This is a genomic window from Microtetraspora sp. NBRC 13810 (assembly GCF_030268685.1).
Classification (GTDB): Bacteria; Actinomycetota; Actinomycetes; order Streptosporangiales; family Streptosporangiaceae; genus BSRQ01.
In genome coordinates, this window is sequence record NZ_BSRQ01000009.1 from 69864 (window position 1) to 89457 (window position 19594).

Below are 19594 nucleotides of genomic sequence, written 5' to 3' on the forward strand. Positions count from 1 at the left end.
CGTCAGCGCGTCTCCCCGGCCTGCTCGCCGACCCGTTCCAGCCAGATCTCACGCCAGAACGGGACGAAGGCGCGCGGGCAGTTGGCGCTGTAGACGCCGGCGCAGTAGATGTCCTCCAGGACGATGCACGGGTTCTTCATCTCCAGCATGCGGCCGGTGCGCTCGTCCAGGCAGCGTTCGACCCGCGAGCTGACCCGGGCGGTGCGGCCGCAGTACCGGGCCATCTCCTCCTCGAAGCCCATGCCGCGGTTGAGCAGCCGATCGTTCAGCGTGTCGAGGATCTCCTCCTTGGACTTGACCCTGACCAGCTCGCCGGGTTTGAGGTCGAGCGTGCCGGTGGGGGTGGTGGCGCCCGCGCGGCCCCGGACGAACCCCCAGCGGGCCCCGCCCCTGATCTGCAACCACCGGGGCAACACCCGCTTGGCGGCGTCCTGGTAGCGGTTGAACAGGCCGACGAGGAAGGACCGCAGCACCGCGAGCACGCCCGCGTTGCCCGTGCGCACATCCGTGACGTACTGCCGGACGTCCTTGAACGGCAGGCAGACCGGCGCGGCGCGGAGCAGTTCGGTGGCCTGGCAGGAGTAGCGCTCCTCGCCGTCGGGGCCGGGGTCCTTCCTGGTGGAGATCTGCAGCAGCACCGGGACGGGCGCGGTGGCGGGCCGCGGCGCGGGGACGGGGTCGGCCGGGTCGACGCGTTTGAGCCACGCCTCCTTCCAGTAGAGCGAGCACGCGGTCTGGCAGCCGCCGTGCTGCTGCCCGTCGCACCGGGCGCCGGTCAGGTGCACGGCGGACTCCATCCGGCGCATGCCGGTGCGCTCGATGGTGTCGCACAGCTTGTGCGCGACCTTATGCACGGTCATCCGCTGCCCGCAGAACCGCAACATCTCCGGCATGAAGGGCAGGTTCTCCAGCTCGCCCTTCTCGTCCAGCGTGGCCAGGATCTCGGCCTCGCCGAGCACCTCGACCAGGTCTCCCACCCGCAGGCTCATCGCGCTCGCTCCTTCAGCAGTCCCGCCCCTTGCAGTGCTCGCGCCGCCTCGGCCACCACCGGGAACGGGAGACCGGCGCGTTCCGCCACGTCCAGCAGCCCGTGCTCGCCGTCCGAGAGGTTGAGCACCCACAACATCGCCATCTGCGCCTGTTCCGTGTCGCTCCGCCCGCCCAGCGACCCGTACAGCCCGCGCCGGCCGAGCTGCGGCTCGCCGTACGGGCTGAGGTTGAGGTAGCGCCGGTCGCCTTCCAGCACCTGGACGATCTCCCAGCAGGCTTCCAGGGTGTCGGCCAGCGCCTCGGGCCGGACGAGACCGGGGTCGTCGGCCGAGGTGTGGTACTCGGGGTAGCCCGCGTACGGGGTCCTGGTCAGGGAGCCGACCGGGAGGTCGAAGCCCGGGGAGCAGAACTGCCGCTCGTCGTAGCCGTAGGGCGAGAAGTCGTTGACCGTGTGCGGCCGGCCGGACGCGCGCAGCACGTGCGCCGCGGCGCGGTCCACGGCGGCGTCGCCGCGCCTGCTGCGCTTGTAGGTGAGCGGTCCGGCGTCCCCGGCGCAGGCCAGCACGAGGCCGTGCCTGATCCGGTCCACGCGTTCCCGGTTGCGGGCGAGCCAGGTGATCGCGCCGATGGTGCCGGGGGCGAACAGGAACCGGTAGGTGTGCCACGGCTCGGCCCGTGCGAGCCTGCGGGCCAGCGCCACCGCGACGGCGACGCCGGCCAGGTTGTCGTTGGCCAGCGAGGGGTGGCAGACGTGGCAGGAGATCAGCACCTCGTCGGCGACCCGGCCGGGCACCACGTGCTCGGCGTAGGTCAGGTGTCCCTCGGCCAGCGTGGAGTCGATCCTGACCTCGTAGTCGCCCTCCGGCAGGGCGGCCAGGGTGTCGGCGGCCAGGCAGAACCCCCACGTCTCGGCGTAGTAGGCGGTCCGGTAGGGGGTCAGGGCGGGCTGGTCGGGCAGCGTGTGCAGGTGCGGGCGCAGCTCGGCCAGGCTCATCACGGCCGAGACGGGCGTGCTGTAGCCGACCACGTGCAGGTTGGACTCCGCGAAGTCGATCACCCGCCGGCCGGCCGCGTCCTTGACGTAGGCGTCGCGGATGTTCCACTCCTTCGGCACCGTCCAGTCCAGGACCTCGGTGCCGGTGGGCACCTCGTGCACGTCGAGCGGGACGCTCTCGGCGAGGATCTCCAGCGTGCGCCGGACCCCGTCGCCGGTGATGCTGCGGCACAGCGGGTAGAGCCGGCGCACCAGGTCGTGCATCTCGGGTCCGGTCACCGTTCGGCCACCTCGGCGGCGCGCAGCCGGTCGTCCACGGTGCCCGCCCGGCGCCGGTCGGACAGCCGGATGAGCCTGGTGAAGCGGCGTTCGAAGTCCAGCCGGGTCAGGTCGAACCGCCGGTATGCCTCGATCAGCTCCAGGGCGCCCACCTTGACCGTCCACCGCGCGTGGTAGTCGGGCAGCGCCCTGCGGATCCGCGCGAAGTCCACCCGGTAGGACCGGGGGTCGGCGCCCGCCTCACCGGTGATCACCAGCCGGGAGCCGGGCACCGAGTCCACCACCTTGGCGGCGATCTCGGCGACGGTCAGGTTGTTCCGCTCGGTGCCCACGTTGAACGCGACGCCGTGCACCACGTCGCGCGGGGCGATCAGCACCTCGGCGAACGCGTCCGCGATGTCCCTGGCGTGCACGAGGGGCCGCCACGGCGTGCCGTCGGAGAGCACCCGTACCTCGCCGGACAGGTGGGCGTGCCCGACGAGGTTGTTCAGCACCACGTCGGCGCGCAGCCGAGGGGAGAACCCGAACGCGGTGGCGTTGCGCATGAACACCGGGCTGAAGCCGCTGTCGGCGAGGTCCAGCAGGTCCTCCTCGACCCGGACCTTGGACTCCGCGTAGGGGGTGACGGGGCGCAGCGGCGCGTCCTCGTTCACCAGGTCGTCGCCGCCGGAGGCGCCGTAGACCGAGCAGGTGGACGCGTAGACGAACCTCTCCACGCCCGCGTCCCTGGCCAGCCTGGCCAGCCGTACGGAGGCGCGGTGGTTGATGTCGTAGGTGAGTTCGGGGGCCAGCGAGCCGAGCGGGTCGTTGGAGAGGGCGGCGAGGTGCACCACGGCGTCGAACCCGGCGACGTGCTCGGGGCCGACGTCGCGCAGGTCCACCGCGTGCGCCTTGTACCCGGGCGGTTCGGGGCCGAGGACGCAGTCGGCGTACAGGCCGTTGTCCAGGCCGACGACGTCGTGGCCCGCGTCGGTGAGGACGGGGGCCATCACGGTGCCCAGGTATCCCTGGTGCCCGGTCAGCAGCACGCGCATCCGGGTCGACCTCCAGCCAGATCTAGGGTGAGCTTGTTGACGTAGAAGGCTTCGGCGTATCGCGAGTGGCACTCGATGCCGCGGATCCTGGCGAGGCCGAGGAACGCCTCGTCGTCGAACCACGTCCGGGTCCGCTGTGAGGGGTAGTGCTCGTGCAGCAGTGCGGCCTTGGCCCGCGCCACCTGCGGGGAGAGCGGCTGGTAGGCGGCGGGCCTGCCGAGGTCGCCGTCCCACTTGACGATCTCGTAGCCGAGCGTCAGGTGGTCGCGGAAGACGGTGGGGACCAGTTCGGCGAGTCCCCGGTGGTCCTGGTGGGCGTCGCCGGCCCTGGGGGCGAGGATCAGGTCGGGCTCGGTCCGGGCGCGCAGGTCCTCCAGGGCGGTCTTGGCCTCCTCCCAGTGGGCGGGGAACCGCCCGTCGGGCAGTTTGAGCACGCTCACCCGCAGTTCGGCGCCGGGGCAGAAGGCCGCCAGCGCGGCCCGCTCCTCGTCCTCCCGCCCGGTCCCGCCGCCGGAGAGCACCAGGGCGTCCACCTGTACGGCGGGCCGCCCGGCGCAGAGGGTGAGCAGGGTGCCGCCGGCGCCGATCGCGATGTCGTCGCAGTGGGCGGCGAGGGCGACGATCCGCCGCGTCTCGCCGGGGAGCAGCCGGATCACGCGATCAGCGCCCTCTCCCACAGCGCCCACGGCCGCTCGCCGCGGGAGTATGCCTCGTCCAGCGCGACGCGTTCCTTCACGGTGTCGGTGGGCCGCCAGTAACCCCGGTAGGGATACGACAGCAGGCGTCCGCGTTTGGCCAGTTCCGCACACCCGTCGGCCACCAGGTCCCCGTTTTTCGGGATGTGATCGAAAATTTCCTGACGGAGTACGAAATATCCGCCATTGACCCATAAGGGCATCTCGCTCACCGGCGTGATCCCGCCCACCAGGCCGTCCTCCGACAGCTCGATGCAGTGGAAGGTCTCGGCCGGCGGGACCACCATCATCGACGCGCCCGCCGCCGAGACGGTGAACCGGTCGATGATCTGCGGCAGCGGCGCGTCGGTGAGCACGTCGGCGTAGTTGGCGAGGAACATCTCCTCGCCGTCGAGGTGGTCGCGCACCCGGCGCAGCCGCTCCCCGATCGGCGACTCGATCCCGGTCTGCACGAAGGAGATCGACCAGTCGGAGATGTCGGTGGACAGCAGTTCGACCCGTCCCCCGCGGAGCACGAAGTCGTTGGAGGCGGTCTCCTCGTATTTGAGGAAGAAGTCCTTGATGTGGTGGGCCCCGTAGCCCAGGCATAAGACGAACTCGGTGTGCCCGAAGTGCGCGTAATACCGCATCACATGCCAGATCAGCGGCCGGGGACCCACGAGTTGCATCGGCTTCGGGACATCGCCGGGGGTGCCGGTGCGCATCCGCGTGCCGTACCCCCCGCAGAAGAGGACGACCTTCACGAGACGATCTCCAACCTGGGGATGGGGAAGACCAGCCGGCCTCCCCAGTCGTGGACGTAGGACAGCTGCCGGGTGAGCTCTTCGCGCAGGTTCCACGGCAGGACGAGCACGTAGTCGGGCCGGTCCTCGGCGATCCGCTCCGGCGGCAGCACCGGGATCCGGGTGCCGGGGGTGAACCTGCCGTGCTTGTAGGGGTTGCGGTCGACGGTGTAGGCCAGCAGGTCGGGCCGGATGCCGCAGTGGTTGAGCAGGGTGTTGCCCTTGCCCGGCGCGCCGTACCCGACCACCGTCCTGCCCTGCCCGGCCGCCTCGACCAGGAAGGCCAGCAGTTCCCTGCGCACCCGGGCGACCCGGCCGGCGAAGTCCGCGTACCCGGTGGGGCCGAGCAGCCCGGCCGCCTTCTCCCGGTCCAGCAGGTCCATCACCCTGGGGCCGGCCTCGGCGCCGCTGACCTCGGGCCTGGCCCACAGCCGGATCGAGCCGCCGTGGGTGTCCAGCAGCTCGGCGTCCACCAGGGTCAGCCCGCCGGCGGCCAGCGCCCGCCTGGCCGAGGCGACCGTGTAGTACTGGAAGTGCTCGTGGTAGATGGTGTCGTACTGGTTGAGCTCCATCAGGCTGAGCAGGTGCTGCACCTCGACGCTGACCAGGCCGTCGTCGGCCACCAGCGCCCGCAGCCCCCGGGTGAAGCCGATGATGTCCGGGATGTGGGCATAGACGTTGTTCGCCACCACGAGGTCCGCGGGGCCGTGCTCCTTCCGTACGGCGGCGCCGGTCTCGGCGGACAGGAAGGCGGTGAGCGTGGGGACGCCCCGCTCGCGGGCCGCGCGGCCGACGTTCTCCGACGGTTCTATGCCGAGGCAGCGAATGCCCCGGGCGACGACGTGCTGGAGCAGGTAACCGTCATTGCTGGCCACTTCGACGACGAACGCGTCCGGCGCGAGGTCCAGCCCGGCCACGAATGCACCGGCATGTTCCACCCATGAAGTGCTATATGACGAAAAATAGGCGTATTCCGTGAAAGTGTCTTCAGGGGTGATCAACGGGGGCAGTTGGGCGAGCCGGCAATCCGTGCACACCCGCAGGTGAAGCGGGTAGGTGACCTCGGGGTCGCCGAGCTGCTCCGCGGTCAGAAACCGCTCGCACGGCGGGGTCGCCCCCAGATCCACCACGTCGGCGAGGCGCGCGGACCCGCAAAGGCGGCAGTTCGTCATAGGAGTGCTCCCTTGCGGCCAACGGCTATTCCGGTTGATTTCCTGATAAACAGCACGGGCGTTACACCATTCGCTGTGACATGCTGCGCACTATGGATCCCCTTTCCATCAGCGGAGCCTGGCTGCACACGCCGCGCATCCACACCGACAGCCGTGGAACGTTCCTGGAGGCGTACCGCGCCGCCGACCTTCGCGAGGTCGCCGGTCACGGTATGGATCTCGCCCAGCTCAACTGCTCGATCTCGATGAAAGGGGCGTTGCGCGGGATCCACTTCGCCGACGTCCCGCCCGGTCAGGCGAAGTACGTGATGTGCCTGTCCGGTGAGATCCACGACGTGGTGGTCGATCTGCGGACCGGCTCGCCGGACTTCGGCCGCTGGGAGGCCGTGCGGCTCGACGACGTCTCCCGGCAGGGGCTCTACCTCGCCGAAGGACTCGGCCACGGGTTCCTCACGCTCAGCGAGCGGGCCACCGTGGTCTACGCGATCTCCGAGCCGTTCTCGCCGGGCCGCGAGCACGGCGTGCACCCGCTGGACGCGTCCCTCGGCATCGAGTGGCCGGCGGAGGTGACGCCCATCCTGTCGGCGAAGGACGCGAAGGCCCCCACGCTCCAGGAGGCGCTGGCCGCCGGGCTGCTGCCCGACCACGCCACCTGCCTCGCCTACTACGAGAAACTCGGCGGAGTCGGCCCGCCCGTTCACTGAGAGCTCCCCGGCAGGGCCGGCCACGCCGCGCGCAGCGCCTCGCGCCAGTCGCGCATCGGGGCCAGCCCCGCCCTGTCCCAGCCCGCGTGCCCGAGCACGCCGGACGCCGGCCGCCGCGCGGGCCGCGGGAACTCCTCGCTGCCCACCGGCTTGACCCGGTCCGGATCCGCGCCCAGTGCCGCGAAGATCTCCCGGGCGAAGCCGTACCACGTCGTGCGGCCGGCGTTGGTCCCGTGGTAGACGCCGGGCGGCGCGTCCGCGCGCACCAGGCGGAGGATCTGCGCGGCCAGGTCGCCGGTCCAGGTCGGCTGCCCGGCCTGGTCGTCCACCACCGGCACGACGTTCCCCGTGCGGGCGAGCCTGATCATGGTGCTGGCGAAGTTGCCGCCGCCGGCGCCGTAGAGCCAGGCGGTGCGCACCACGTGGTGCCCGAAGCCGAGCGCCGCCCGCTCCCCCAGCGCCTTGCTCCGCCCGTAGACGTTGACCGGGCACACCGGCGCGTCCTCCGGATAGGGCTCGGGGGAGGCGCCGTCGAAGACGTAGTCGGTGGAGATCTGGACGAGCCGGGCGCCGTGGTCGGCACACGCCTCGGCGAGGCCGCCCACCGCCCGGCCGTTGACCGCGAGGGCCTCAGCCTCGTGCGTCTCCGCCGCGTCCACCGCCGTCCACGCGGCGCAGTTGACCACCACGTCCGGCCGGTACCGCCGGACGGCCGCCCGCACCGCGCCCGGGTCGCACACGTCGAGCCCGGACCGGGACAGCGGGGTCACCTCCTCGGACCGCTCCGCCGCCAGCGTCGCCGTCAGCTCGGCGCCGAGCATCCCGCCCGCGCCGGTGATCAGCCATCTCATCTCGGCCGCCCGGTGAGCGGCTTCCACCAGGAGGGATGGTCGGTGTACCAGCGCACGGTGGTGTCGAGCCCTTCCTCGAAGGAGACCCTCGGCACGTAGCCGAGGGCGCGGAGCCGGGAGTCGTCCAGCGAGTAGCGGCGGTCGTGGCCCTTGCGGTCCTCGACGTGCTCGACCACGTCCCAGCCCCGGCCGAGCGCGGCGAGCAGCCGCCCGGTGAGCTCGGCGTTGGTCAGCTCCGCCGTACCCGCGATGTGGTAGACCTCGCCCGGTTCGCCCCGCTCGGCGGCGAGCTGGATGCCCGCGCAGTGGTCCGACACGAAGACCCAGTCCCGGACGTTGCCGCCGTCGCCGTACAGCGGCACCTTGAGCCCCTGGAGCAGGTTGGTGACGAAGAACGGGATCAGCTTCTCGGGGTACTGGTAGGGGCCATAGTTGTTGCCGCAGCGGGTGATCACCACGGGCAGGCCGTGCGTGATCGCGTACGCCCGGGCGATCAGGTCGCCGGACGCCTTGGCCGCCGCGTACGGCGAGCGGGGCAGCAGCGGCGCGGTCTCGGTCCACGAGCCCACGTCGATCGAGCCGTAGACCTCGTCGGTGGAGACCTGCACGACCCGGGGCGTGCCCGCCTCCAGGCACGCCTGCATGAGGGTCTGGACGCCGAGCACGTTGGTCCGCACGAAGTCGCCGGACGCCGCGATCGACCGGTCGACGTGCGACTCGGCCGCGAAGTTGACGACCAGGTCGTGCCCGGGGACCACGTCGGCGAGCAGCCCGGCGTCGCAGACGTCGCCCCGCACGAACGTGAACCGGCCCCGCGCGGGGGCGAGGTTGGCCCGGTTGCCCGCGTAGGTGAGCTTGTCGAGGACGGTGACCCGGACGCCGGCGGCGGCCAGGGTGCGGACATAGTGGGAGCCGATGAAACCGGCGCCACCGGTCACCAGCACGTGACGATATTTCATGAACTGATCTGCACCTTGCTGTGATCGCCCAGCACCAGGCGGTGTGCCCTGGGCGTGGCGGGAGCCGGCGTCACCTCGACGTCGTGCCCGATGAGCGACGCCTCGATCCGGCGGACCCCGGCGATGGAGGCCCTCGGCAGCACGATCGAGTACTCGATCTCGCTGTCGCTGATCACGCAGTCGGCCGCGATCGAGGTGAACGGGCCGACATAGCTGTCGCTGATCACCGCGCCGGTCCCGACGACGACCGGGCCGACGATCCGGGACCGCTCGACCACGGCGCCGCGCTCGACGACGACCCGGCCGATGAGCTCGCTCGCGTCGTCCACCCGGCCCTCGACCCTGGCGTCCTGCGACTCCAGGACGAGCCGGTTGACCTCCAGCATGTCCGCGACGTTCCCGGTGTCCTTCCAGTATCCGGAGATGAGGGTGGACTCGACCCGGTGGCCGTGGTCGATCAGCCACTGGATCGCGTCGGTGATCTCCAGCTCGCCGCGCCGGGACGGCCTGATCTCCGCCACGGCGTCGTGGATCGCGGCGGTGAACAGGTAGACCCCGACGAGCGCCAGATCGCTCCTCGGCCGGGCGGGCTTCTCCTCCAGGCCGACGACCCGCCCCTCCAGGTCCAGCTCGGCCACGCCGAACTGCCCCGGATCGGAGACCTTGGTGAGCATGATCTGGGCGGCCGGGCGGTCCCGGGCGAAGCGGGCCACGAGGTCGTTGATGCCGTCCACGATGAAGTTGTCGCCGAGGTACATGACGAAGTCGTCGCGGCCGAGGTAGTCCCCGGCGATCCGCACGGCGTGCGCCAGGCCGAGCGGCGCCTCCTGGCGCAGGTAGGTGACCCGCAGGCCGAACGCGGAGCCGTCGCCGACCGCCGCCTCGATCTCCGCGTGCGTGTCGCCCACGACGATCCCGACCTCGCGGACGCCGGCCGCCGCGGTCGCCTCCAGCCCGTAGAACAGCACGGGTTTGTTGGCCACCGGGACGAGTTGTTTGGCGGAGGTGTGGGTGATCGGCCGGAGCCGGGTGCCCGAACCACCCGCGAGCACGAGCGCTTTCACTGCTAGTAGGCTCCTTCTCCGCTCACCACGACCCCCCAGGTCTTCCACAGGATCTGGAGGTCGAGGATGAGCGACCAGTTCTCCACGTATCGCAGGTCGAGCCGGACGGACTCCTCCCAGGTGAGGTCGGATCGGCCGCTCACCTGCCACAGGCCGGTCATTCCCGGGTGCACGACCAGGCGGCGGCGCACGTCACCGCCATACTGACGGACCTCCTCCGGCAGCGGCGGGCGCGGCCCCACCAGCGACATCTCCCCGCGCACGACGTTGATGAGCTGCGGCAGCTCGTCGATGGAGTACCGGCGCAGGAAGGCGCCCACCGAGGTGATCCGGGGGTCGCGCCGCATCTTGAACAGCACGCCGTCGAACTCGTTGGCCGCCAGCAGCTCGGCCTTGAGCTTCTCGGCGTCCCTGACCATGGTGCGGAACTTGAAGACCTGGAACTCCCTGCCGCCCTTGCCCACCCGGAGCTGCCGGAACAGCGCGGCTCCCGGGCTGTTCAGCCGGATCACGGCGGCCACCGTCAGCATCGGCACCGCCAGCACGGCGAGCGCGGTCCCCGCCACGACCCGGTCGAACAGCGCCTTCACCAGCCGCTTGGCGCCCTCGAACTCGGGGTGCTCCACGTGCAGCAGCGGCATCCCGGCGATCGGCCTGATGCTGATCCGCGGCCCCGCCACGTCCATCAGCGCCGGCGCCACGAACAGGTCGGTACGGCCGGCCTCCAGGCTCCAGGCGAGCCGCCGCAGCGCCGCGCCGTCGAGCTCCGGGCAGGCGAGCACGGCCACCGAGTCCGCCTGCGCGGCGGCCACGGTCTCCGCGACGTTGGTGAAGTCGCCGACCACCGAAACGCCCTCGACGTCCATCTCCGTGTCGAGCGGGCCGCCCTCGGGCAGGCACGCCGCGACGATCCGCATGCCGTGGTGCGGCTGGAGCCGGAACTGCATCATCAAATCGATCACGGCGTCCCGGTGGCCGACCGCGACCAGTTGCCGGACGTATTCCCCCTCGCGGCGCCGCCGGTGCAGACGTTTTCGCATCCGGTACCGGAAGAAAAGCGTCAGGCCGAGCCCGAGGGGGAACATCGCCATGACGAAACTTCGCGCGATTGTCGTCTGTGTCGCATAAGCGCCTATGGCCACCGCCGCGGTCAGGGCCAGACCGCTGTTGAAGACGATCCGGAATTCCTCACTGCCTTCTCCGTGCAATCGTTTCCGGTAGGCGCCGCCCAGCGCCATCGCCACCGGCCAGGCCATGGCCAGACCCAGTCCGAGCAGCGCCTCGGAACCCGGGATGAAGGCGCCGAGCGCGAGGCGCGTGCCGAGGACGATCTCGCACGCGACCATCGCGCACGCCAGATCGCCCGCCACAAGGAGCCGGACATAGGAACGCGTCCAAATGCTCGGCGTCATGCGTGAAACACCTTCGAGGAGCGCGGCAGCGGGCTCCTCAAGCCCCACCCTCATTCCACCCCACCCTGCCTGCATGTGTTGGCAAGAAACGAGACGTACGCCACGTCCCATTGGTTGACACATTTCCCTGGATTATCAGGAGCGGCGGGCACCCATGGAAATCTTAAAGATCGGCCCTGAGCAGGGGAATAAGGAGACCTGTCCACAACCGGCCGATATAACGGCTTGGGGATACTTGACGGAACGGTCCAAAGGTGATGGGGATAATACCGCATACAACCCCATACCTGACATTTCGACTTTTATGCTGGTATTTCTGGTATGGGGGCTTGCCCGATGGACCTGGAAACCCGAAACACGGCCGATGACCTGCACAAATCGCTTATAGGAGATGTGCGGCCATAACCGCCGACAGCCGGCGGACCGCCCCGACGGGCCCGCCGCCCGGGATCGCTAGTCGTATTCGAGGTCGGGCAACGGCGCCGGCGGGTCCGGACTCCGCCATACCACCACATAGCCGTCGGACGGGCTGGCCACCGCCGTGGCGAGGCGGTCGAGGTCGAAGTCGGGCAGATAGCGCAGCCGGGTGAGGAAGGACGCGTCGGTGGCGGATCTCGGCACCACGCAGCCCTGACCCTGGCGGTCCAGCAGGATGTAGTGGATCTCGGCGTGCTCGTCGCCCTCGATGCGGACCTCGACGACGTCCTCCCACGCGAGCGCGTCGACGCTGCCGTCCGCGTAGTGACGGGTAACGCCCTCTTCGGTGACGTACACGTATGAGTCCGGCGCAGGGTTGCCGTGCATGGGCGCGATTGTGACGACTTGAGGGTGTCGCATGCAAGAGAACTGGCTAATCCTCGCCCCAGGTGTGGTCGAGATGTGCCAGAACGGCGGCTCGCGCGTCTTCTGTGCCGCCTTCCGCTATCGCGTCCAGAAGTTCGCCGTGTTCGGCCACGAGCACGTCCCGGTCCTCGTACAGCCGGCGCAGCCGTACCAGGCCGAGGCGGGTCTCGGCGGCGAGGCTGGTGTAGAGCCGGGTCAGCCGCGGGCTGCCGACCGCCACGATCAGCGCCTCGTGCAGCGCCATGTGCTCGGCCACCACCTGCGACCACGGCGACTCGGGCGGCAGCGCGGCCATCCGGGCGAGCGCGGCGTCGGCCTCGCCGACCCGCCGCCCGGCCAGCGCGGCGGCCATGAGGTCCTCCAGCGGCCGGCGCACGTACATCAGGTCGGCGAGGTCGGCGGCGCTCACCTCTGGCACGTGGGCGCTGCGGTTGCGCTCGCGACGCAGCAGGCCCTCGTGCACCAGGACGGCGAGCGCCTCCCTGACGGTCGGGCGGGCGACGCCGTACGCGGCGGACAGCTCCTGCTCGGGCAGCGGGGTGCCGGGGGCGATCTCGCCGGAGAGCACCCGCGCCCGGAGCGCGTCGGCGAGCGCGTGCACCGCGGAGACGGGGCGCAGAGGGATGGTCACACCGTCGATTCTGCCCGGACGGCCGGCCGCGGACCGGCTGCCCGCGCGGGCAGGGCCACCACCACGAGGCTCACGCCGAGCAGGACGAGCCCGCCGATCGAGACGAGGCCCAGCCGCTCGCCCAGCACGATCACGCCCAGCAGGGACGCGACCGCGGGCTCGGCCAGGGTGAGCGTGGCCGCGGTGGCCACCGGGGTGGCGCGCAGGCCCCGGCCGTACAGGAAGCAGGCCAGGGCGGTGGTGGCGCAGCCGAGGTAGACCGCGGTGCCGAGACCGGCGGAGGTGTGCAGCCAGCCGGTGTCGCTCCACAGCAGCACCGGGACCATGATCAGGCCGCCGCCGCCGAACAGCACCCCCATGACCGCCCCGGACGGCGCCCCCGCGCCGATCACCCTGGCCGCCACGACCGCGTAGAACGCGTAGAGGAGGCCCCCGGCCAGTGCGAAGAGGATGCCCGGGACCACCTGCCTGCCCGCCTGCCCGCCGCCGCCGGCGATCAGCACGGCGGAGCCGGCGACGGCCGCCGCCGTGGCCGCCGACCAGCGCGCGGTCGGCCGCACCCCGTCGAAGAGCCAGGCCAGCAGCCCGGTGAAGACCGGCCCGCTGCCGATGGCCACCACCGTGCCGATGGCCACCCCCGTACGGCTGACCGCGGCGAAGAACGCGAGCTGGTAGGCCGCCACGGCGATCGCGGCGAGCACCAGCCAGCCGGCCTGCGCGCGCCCCGAGGAGGCGACGAGACGCCCGACGGAGGGGGCGGCGGCCAGGGCCAGCACCAGGCCGCCGATCACCAGCCGGGCGGCGGCCAGCGAGACCGTGCTCACCTCGGTCCCGGCTCCTGCCATGCCCAGCGTGCCCGCCGCCCCCGCGGTGCCCCACAGCATGGCGGCGGCCACGACGGCGAGCGGTCCGTTCTGTTTCACCCACCCATTGTCTGACAACTAGACAATAGGTGTCCACAGATATTCAGCGATGCGGCCGCGCGGGCGCACGGCGCCGTGTCGCCAGGGCGGTCGCCACACAGTGCACGCAGAAGGCGCCCGCCCTGCCCTCCCTGCAGGTGCAGAACCACCGCAGCGAGCCCTCCACGACGGTCAGCTCGACGTGCGCCGCCGCGTCGTCCACCTCGGCGGTCACCACGAGCGGGGCGAAACGCACGAGTTGCACGGCCCCCGCCTTCTCCAACTCGGTCCCGCGGAGGCGGACAGCCTCCACCGTGCGGACCACCTGCGACTCGATCAGCTCCGCGACCGACGTCATCCGGCCTCCCCTGCCGCTGCTCCTTCCACAACAGACGTGCCCGAATCCGGACAGGTTCCATGGTGACCAGATGGCTACGGTCCGTTGACCGCCGGGAATGGTTTTCATCACGATGTCGGGTGAGAAGAAGGCACCTCTTTGCCGGGATACGGGCGGATAGCGACGCAGGTCTCACCAATACATGTTGATTTCGTTAGATCGCAGTACTAGTGGCACGTGACATCCGTTGCTAGTGTTTCGCCACTATCAGCCGCGCATGCTCGAAATGCGAGGTCAACACATGGGCAGTCGCAGACGTACGATCAAGGTGCAGATCGTAGCGTTGCTGCTCGTACCGCTCGTGTCGCTGGTGGCGATCTGGGGGTTCGCCGCGACGGTCACGGTCAACCAGGGCAAGGACCTGCTGCGGATCAACACGGTCGCCTCCTACGCCATCGTGCCGACCACGGCCCTGTCGACCGCGCTGCAACAGGAGCGGCTCGCCTCCTCCGCCTACCTCGGCTCCAACGTCATGGCCCGCGCCGAGCTCGACAAGCGCCGGGCCGCGACCGACGCCGCCCTGGAGGAGTTCGAGAAGGACGCCTTCTACGAGGGCATCCGGTCGCAGATCCCACCGGCCATGATGCAGCGGCTGACCGAGTTGCACGAGCGGATGGAGCGCATCGCCGACATCCGCGGCAGGGTGGACACCCACGGCTTCACCCGGCTGCAGACCGTGGAGGCGTACAGCGGCATCGTCGAGGCCGCCTTCCGGGTCTACGACAAGATGCGCCTGTCCGGTGACATCGACCTGATCGACCAGACCAGGGCCATCACCCTCATGAGCCGCAGCCGCGAACTGCTCAGCCAGCAGTCGGCGCTGATCAGCGGGGCACTCGCCTCGGGACGGATCACCGGCGAGGAGCTCACCACGTTCCGCCGGCTGACCGAGAACCGGCGGCTGGTCTACACGCTGGCGTTCAACCAGCTCGACGCCGAGCTGCGGACCCCGTATGTCACGCTCCAGACCTCGCCCGCCTACCGCAGGTTCGAGGACGTCGAGGACTCCCTGGGCCGGACCGTGCCGCCGAACCGGCCGCTGCCGCGCGAGGCCGCGACGTGGGCCGACGCCACCTCCGCCGTGTCCGGCACCCTGGACCGGCTGGGCGTCGAGGAGAGCCAGAAGATCACCGAGCGGGCGACGCCGATCGCCGCGGGGGTGTTCACCCAGATCTCCATCGCCGGCGGTCTCGGCCTGATCGCGGTCGCCCTGTCGATCTTCGTCTCGGTGCGGTTCGCCCGGCGGATCAGCGCCGAGATCGGCGGCCTCCAGACGGCCGCCCTCACCCTGGCCGACGAGCGGCTGCCGCACGTCGTCGAACGGCTGCGCCGCGGCGAGACCGTCAACGTGGCCGAGGAGGCGCCCGACATCACGGCCGGCACGACCACCGAGATCGCCGGCGTAAGCTCGGCCTTCGCGTCGGTGCAGCACACCGCGATCGAGGCGGCCGTCGGCCAGGCGGAGATCCGCAAGGGCGTGAACCAGGTCTTCCTGAACCTCGCCAGGCGCAGCCAGTCGCTCCTGCACCGCCAGCTGTCCATGCTGGAAGGCATGGAACGCCGGGTCACCGATCCGGAGACCCTGGACGGCCTCTTCGCCCTGGACCACCTCACCACCCGCATGCGCCGCCACTCCGAGGGCCTGATCATCCTGTCCGGGGCGGTCCCCGGGCGCGGCTGGCGCAACCCGGTGAACGTCTTCGACGTGATCCGGGCCGCCGTCGAGGAGGTGGAGGACTACCTGCGGGTGTCGATCGACATCCAGTCCAGCCCCGCCATCCTCGGCAACGTCGTCACCGACGTCATCCACCTCCTCGCCGAACTGGTGGAGAACGCGACGATGTTCTCGCCGCCGAACACGCAGGTGCACATCAACGGCGAGCAGGTCGCCCGCGGCTACGCCATCGAGGTGGAGGACCGCGGCCTCGGCATGACGCCGGCCGAGCTGGCCCACGTCAACGAGCGGCTCGCCAGCCCGCCGGAGTTCGACCTCGCCGACAGCGACCGCCTCGGGCTCTTCGTCGTCGGCCGGCTGGCCGCCCGGCACGGCATCTCCGTCTCGATGCGCCCCTCGCCGTACGGCGGGACCACCGCGATCGTGCTCATCCCGGACCAGCTCGTGGTGAAGACCCCCGAATCGGCCAGCCCGCTGTTCACCCCGGAGTCCGACTCGGACTTCTCGGTCGAACGCATCGCCGCCACCGAGTCCGCCGACCTCCCCAAGCGGGTACGGCAGGCCGGGCTGCCGAGGGAGACGCCGCCGCCCGAGCCCTTCGGGGCGCCCGGCGAGGTCACGCCCGGCTCCCTGCTGACGTCCTTCCAGGCGGGGTGGCACCGCGCGGAGCAGGAGGACCGGCCGTGAGCGAGCGCTGGTTCGACGAGGACGCCGGGCCGATCATCCGCCCCTACACGATGACCAGGGGCCGGACCCGCCCGGCGGGTGAGCAGTTCGACCTCATCGCGGTGGTGACCGCCGTGTCCGGCGGAGACACCGGCAAGCTGACGCCCGAGCAGCGCCACGTGCTGGCCACCTGCCAGGCGCCGACATCCGTCGCCGAGGTCGCCGCGGACACGGGGCTGCCGGTGGCGGTGGTCCGGGTCCTGCTCGGCGACCTGCGCGCCCGTGGCCTGGTCACCGTACGCCCGCCGGCGACCATCGCCAAGCTCCCTCAGGAGGGGATCCTGCGCGAGGTCCTCGCCGGCCTCAAGGCCCTCTGAGCCCCGGGCCGCGCGGCGCCCGCCGTCACCCCCGGGTACGGCTGGTGCGCACCTCCAGCGCGTAACCGGCGGCGATCACGGCCAGCACCGCGAGGACGGTGGCGGTGGCCGGCGCGGAGGCGAGCGACCAGGCGGCGGCGAGCGAGGCCGTCCACAGCGCGGCCGGCAGCGGCGCGGCCCGCTCCAGCGCCGCCAGCACCCCGCGACCGCCCACCGGATCGCCCACCGGCCCGACGGCGGCGCAGGCGGCCAGCCCGGCGGTGAGGGCGAGCAGGCAGGCCAGCGCGGCCCAGTACGAGAGACCCAGCGCGAGCGGCAGCACCGCCGCGGGCAGGGAGAAGACGACCAGCCCCGCGGAGATCGCGGCCCGGCGGCCGAGAACGGCCCCCGCCACCACCGTCACCGCCACCGCCGCCAGCGCCAGCACCGGCAGCAGCGCCGGTTCCACCGGCCACGGTCCCTCCGGGGAGAGCGCGGCCCGCGCCGAGGCGGGCACGCCCGACCAGGGACGGGCGAGCCAGTCGAAAGGCCCGTGCACCGCCGCCGCGAACGACGTGCCGAGCAACAGGGGCGCGAGCGCGGCGAGCACGCACGCCTCCACGACCGCCACCGCCCGCCAGCCGCCCGTACGGTTGCGCACGCCGAGCGCGGCCAGCACCGCGATCAGCGCCGTGACCAGGGCGACATCCGGCCGGGACAGGCCGGGCAGGGCGAGCGCCGCGTACGAGACGACCACCGCCGCGACCTCCAGCGCGACCCACTGCCAGGTCCGCGCCACCGGCACCGCGGGCAGCGGCGCGTGGATCCGGGCGGTGGCGACCCGCAGCCGGCGCGGCAGCCTGATCGGCGCCAGCGACAGGGCGCGCACGGTGAGGACGGCCAGGGCGCCGGCGAGGGCCGGCCAGCCCAGCAGCACCGCGGCGCAGGCCGTCAGCCCGCCGGCGGTGAGCATGCCGCCCGCGCCGGTGACCACCTGGGCGGCGGCGGTCCTGGCGAGCAGGGCGCAGACCACGAAGAGCGTGAAGACGGCGGCGAGCATGGGCAGCGTGGCGACGCGCTCGGCGAGCGACCAGGCGCAGACCAGCACCGCCGCGCCGGCGCCGGTGGCCACCACGGCGCGGTGCACGGCCAGGCTGCGCACCTGGACCACCCCGGCGGGCAGCAGCAGCGCCACGGCGAGCCCGAAGAGCACGGCGAGCGTCACGTTGTACGGCAGCCGCGCCGCGACCGGCGTCGTGACCACGGCCAGGGCGATGAAGACCGGCACGCCCACCCGCATCAGGATCAGCACCGCCCGCCGCGCGGCGGAGGCCGTCCGCTGCTCGGCGTGGCGCGCCCTGATCCGCTCCCCGCCGGGCAGCGACGACCGCTTGACGGCGAAGGGCAGCACGATGACCGAGGACGAGGAGGCCGCCTGGCTGCCCGTTCCGTCCTCGTGGCGTCGCGGGACGCCCTGCCAGACCTTGGTGGCGCCCCTGCGGAACACGTTGGCCAGTGCCGTGAACCAGGCGGCCGGGATCTCCGCGTACCGGCGTCCCACCGGCGGGAGTCCGGGCGTCCCCGGGGCGTCCGACCGGGCGCCGAGGTTGGCGACGGCGCGCCTGAGGGGGGCGATGTCGTCCAGCACGGCGCCGGCGAGGGGGCAGCCGCGCAGGCAGACGACCGCGAGCAACGCCATCACCAGCGGCGCGGCCGGGGAGCCCTGCCAGACCTCCCCGCCCGGCCCGAGGTCGGCGCGCACGCTCCCGGCGACGCCGCGCCAGGGCTCGGTCGCCCAGTGCAGGGGCAGGTTCACGGCGGCGATCACGTCGGGCAGCACCCACAGGCCGGCGAGCGCCAGGATCGCGGCGCCGGCCGCGGCGCAGCCGGGCCGCAGCGCGCCGAGCAGCCGCGGGCACGCCGCGAGGACGAGGCAACTCGCCCCGGCGTATCCGAGGACCCGCCACTGCGCAGGCACGAGGACCGCGAACGGCGCGGCGAGCGCGACGACGGCGGCGGCGCCCGCGACGCCCGCCATGAAGCCCGCGCCCATGACGTGCCTGGCCCGCCCGCCCGACAGGGCGATCGCCCACAGCGCGGCGACGAGCAGTCCCGCGACGAGCACGGCCGACACCCGCAGGGCGTGCCAGAAGGTCACGGCGTGCAGGGCCGCGACGACCGCGGCGGCCAGCCCGGCCGAGCCGCTGAGCAGGCCGCCGAGCCCCACGGTGAGCTGTTCGAGCCTCGCCCGGTGCCGCCGCGTCGCCCGCCACAGGAAGAGGTCGAGCCCGGCGGTGACGAAGAACGCCAGGGCCGGCCCCGCCCAGGTGGGCAGGATGGCGAGCACCGCCAGCGGCAGCGGCGCCTGCGCCAGCAGGATCGCCAGCGAGCGTGACAGCCGCAGCGACGACAGCCCCGCGTACCCCATCCAGATGATCGTCACCAGGATCGCGGCGAGCGCGAGGCCGGGCGTGACGCCGCCGGTGGCGGGCAGCACCGGCCGGCCCTGCACCGCCTCGCCGACGGACAGGCCGGTGAGCACGAGGAGCGCGAGGCCGGCGAGGGAGACCGACTCCCCGGCGAGCGCGTGCCCGCGCCGCAGCAGGGGGCCGACCACGCCGAGCGCGGTCACGGTGAAGACGGCGAGGACGCCCGCGCGCACGAGCGGCACATCCCAGGCGAGTACGGCGAGCAGCACGGCCGCCGCGAGCAGCGGCACCCCGCAGCCGAGGAGCGGCAAGGGCCTGACCCCGTCCCGGGGCGCGTCGCGGCGCGGCCCGCCGTCCGGGGAGTCCCCCGCGGGCACCGGGTCGGGCGCGCCGCCCGGCTCGACCAGTTTGATGGTCCCTTTGACGGTCTCTTCGACGGTCACGGACGGCCTACCCGTCGCGTCCGCCATCGCCGGATCCCCCGTCGAGTCCCATGCCGAGTCCCTTGTCGAGTCGCACGCCGAGTCCCATGTCGAGTCGCACGCCGGGTCGCACGGCGAGTTCACGGCCACGGCCGCGGCGGGCCACTCGTTCGCCTCGCCGAGCCACTGCGGGAACGGCGTCCCGCACCGGGCACAACCGGCGCGGGAGGTCCGCATGCTGACGCCGCAATAGGGGCACTCTCGCCACTCCATGAACCGGCCTCACTGGAGACGGTCGCTGTGATCCAGTCAATAGACCACCGTAAGGTTCCCGCCA

19 protein-coding genes are annotated in these 19594 nt (G+C 72.1%); 4 read left to right on the forward strand and 15 right to left on the reverse strand.

Annotated features, from left to right (window positions below; genetic code table 11):
- Nucleotides 1–2 precede the first annotated feature (2 nt).
- The 6 genes from QSK26_RS19335 to QSK26_RS19360 are packed head-to-tail and all read right to left on the reverse strand — an operon-like array spanning nt 3 to nt 5946.
- The gene (locus QSK26_RS19335; RefSeq protein ID WP_285776576.1) at nt 3–989 is read right to left on the reverse strand and encodes a hypothetical protein; all 987 of its coding nucleotides are present in this window, start codon (nt 987–989) and stop codon (nt 3–5) included.
- Nucleotides 986–2263 carry a DUF4910 domain-containing protein gene (locus QSK26_RS19340; RefSeq protein ID WP_285776577.1) on the reverse strand — a complete coding sequence of 426 codons (1278 nt, stop codon included), beginning with the start codon at nt 2261–2263 and terminating at the stop codon, nt 986–988. The genes QSK26_RS19335 and QSK26_RS19340 overlap by 4 nt, the downstream gene beginning before the upstream one ends.
- Nucleotides 2260–3297 carry an NAD-dependent epimerase/dehydratase family protein gene (locus QSK26_RS19345; protein WP_285776578.1) on the reverse strand — a complete coding sequence of 346 codons (1038 nt, stop codon included), beginning with the start codon at nt 3295–3297 and terminating at the stop codon, nt 2260–2262. Before QSK26_RS19345 ends, QSK26_RS19340 begins: the two co-directional genes overlap by 4 nt.
- The gene (locus QSK26_RS19350) at nt 3282–3953 is read right to left on the reverse strand and encodes a PIG-L deacetylase family protein (RefSeq protein ID WP_285776579.1); all 672 of its coding nucleotides are present in this window, start codon (nt 3951–3953) and stop codon (nt 3282–3284) included. Before QSK26_RS19350 ends, QSK26_RS19345 begins: the two co-directional genes overlap by 16 nt.
- Complete coding sequence (locus QSK26_RS19355) at nt 3950–4735, reverse strand: sugar phosphate nucleotidyltransferase (RefSeq protein WP_285776580.1); 786 nt, start codon at nt 4733–4735, stop codon at nt 3950–3952. The genes QSK26_RS19350 and QSK26_RS19355 overlap by 4 nt, the downstream gene beginning before the upstream one ends.
- Nucleotides 4732–5946 (reverse strand): class I SAM-dependent methyltransferase, encoded by a 1215-nt coding sequence (locus QSK26_RS19360; RefSeq protein ID WP_285776581.1) that lies wholly within the window; start codon nt 5944–5946, stop codon nt 4732–4734. Before QSK26_RS19360 ends, QSK26_RS19355 begins: the two co-directional genes overlap by 4 nt.
- A gap of 92 nt (nt 5947–6038) precedes the next feature.
- On the opposite strand from QSK26_RS19360, the gene rfbC reads away from it, so the two are divergent.
- A complete protein-coding gene (gene rfbC, locus QSK26_RS19365; protein WP_285776582.1) occupies nt 6039–6650 on the forward strand; it encodes a dTDP-4-dehydrorhamnose 3,5-epimerase in 612 nt (203 codons plus the stop codon).
- Here rfbC and rfbD read toward each other — a convergent pair.
- The 8 genes from rfbD to QSK26_RS19405 form a co-directional block, all read right to left on the reverse strand.
- Nucleotides 6644–7501 carry a dTDP-4-dehydrorhamnose reductase gene (gene rfbD / locus QSK26_RS19370; protein ID WP_285776583.1) on the reverse strand — a complete coding sequence of 286 codons (858 nt, stop codon included), beginning with the start codon at nt 7499–7501 and terminating at the stop codon, nt 6644–6646. The two genes, rfbC and rfbD, sit on opposite strands and share 7 nt — an antisense overlap.
- A complete protein-coding gene (rfbB, locus tag QSK26_RS19375; protein WP_285776584.1) occupies nt 7498–8460 on the reverse strand; it encodes a dTDP-glucose 4,6-dehydratase in 963 nt (320 codons plus the stop codon). The genes rfbD and rfbB overlap by 4 nt, the downstream gene beginning before the upstream one ends.
- On the reverse strand, nt 8457–9524 hold the full coding sequence (locus QSK26_RS19380; RefSeq protein ID WP_285776585.1) for a glucose-1-phosphate thymidylyltransferase: 1068 nt from the start codon (nt 9522–9524) through the stop codon (nt 8457–8459). The genes rfbB and QSK26_RS19380 overlap by 4 nt, the downstream gene beginning before the upstream one ends.
- A gap of 2 nt (nt 9525–9526) precedes the next feature.
- Nucleotides 9527–10936: a sugar transferase gene (locus tag QSK26_RS19385; RefSeq protein ID WP_285776586.1), complete on the reverse strand. Its 1410-nt coding sequence runs from the start codon at nt 10934–10936 to the stop codon at nt 9527–9529.
- A 453-nt stretch (nt 10937–11389) separates the two neighbouring features.
- Entirely contained in the window at nt 11390–11740 is a 351-nt protein-coding gene (locus QSK26_RS19390; RefSeq protein WP_285776587.1) for a hypothetical protein, read from the reverse strand.
- Nucleotides 11741–11786: 46 nt separating this feature from the next.
- Nucleotides 11787–12410, reverse strand: a complete 624-nt coding sequence (locus QSK26_RS19395; RefSeq protein ID WP_285776588.1) for a GntR family transcriptional regulator — start codon at nt 12408–12410, stop codon at nt 11787–11789.
- Nucleotides 12407–13333, reverse strand: a complete 927-nt coding sequence (locus QSK26_RS19400) for a DMT family transporter (protein ID WP_285776589.1) — start codon at nt 13331–13333, stop codon at nt 12407–12409. Before QSK26_RS19400 ends, QSK26_RS19395 begins: the two co-directional genes overlap by 4 nt.
- Nucleotides 13334–13376: 43 nt before the next feature.
- The gene (locus tag QSK26_RS19405) at nt 13377–13670 is read right to left on the reverse strand and encodes a hypothetical protein (RefSeq protein ID WP_285776590.1); all 294 of its coding nucleotides are present in this window, start codon (nt 13668–13670) and stop codon (nt 13377–13379) included.
- Between the two features lie 280 nt (nt 13671–13950).
- On the opposite strand from QSK26_RS19405, the gene QSK26_RS19410 reads away from it, so the two are divergent.
- Complete coding sequence (locus tag QSK26_RS19410; protein ID WP_285776591.1) at nt 13951–16071, forward strand: sensor histidine kinase; 2121 nt, start codon at nt 13951–13953, stop codon at nt 16069–16071.
- The gene (locus QSK26_RS19415) at nt 16068–16427 is read left to right on the forward strand and encodes a DUF742 domain-containing protein (protein ID WP_285776592.1); all 360 of its coding nucleotides are present in this window, start codon (nt 16068–16070) and stop codon (nt 16425–16427) included. The genes QSK26_RS19410 and QSK26_RS19415 overlap by 4 nt, the downstream gene beginning before the upstream one ends.
- A gap of 25 nt (nt 16428–16452) precedes the next feature.
- Here the strand turns inward: QSK26_RS19415 and QSK26_RS19420 are convergent, their stop codons facing one another.
- Complete coding sequence (locus QSK26_RS19420) at nt 16453–19278, reverse strand: hypothetical protein (protein WP_285776593.1); 2826 nt, start codon at nt 19276–19278, stop codon at nt 16453–16455.
- On the opposite strand from QSK26_RS19420, the gene QSK26_RS19425 reads away from it, so the two are divergent.
- Entirely contained in the window at nt 19256–19510 is a 255-nt protein-coding gene (locus tag QSK26_RS19425) for a hypothetical protein (RefSeq protein WP_285776594.1), read from the forward strand. The two genes, QSK26_RS19420 and QSK26_RS19425, sit on opposite strands and share 23 nt — an antisense overlap.
- The last annotated feature ends 84 nt before the right edge of the window (nt 19511–19594 follow it).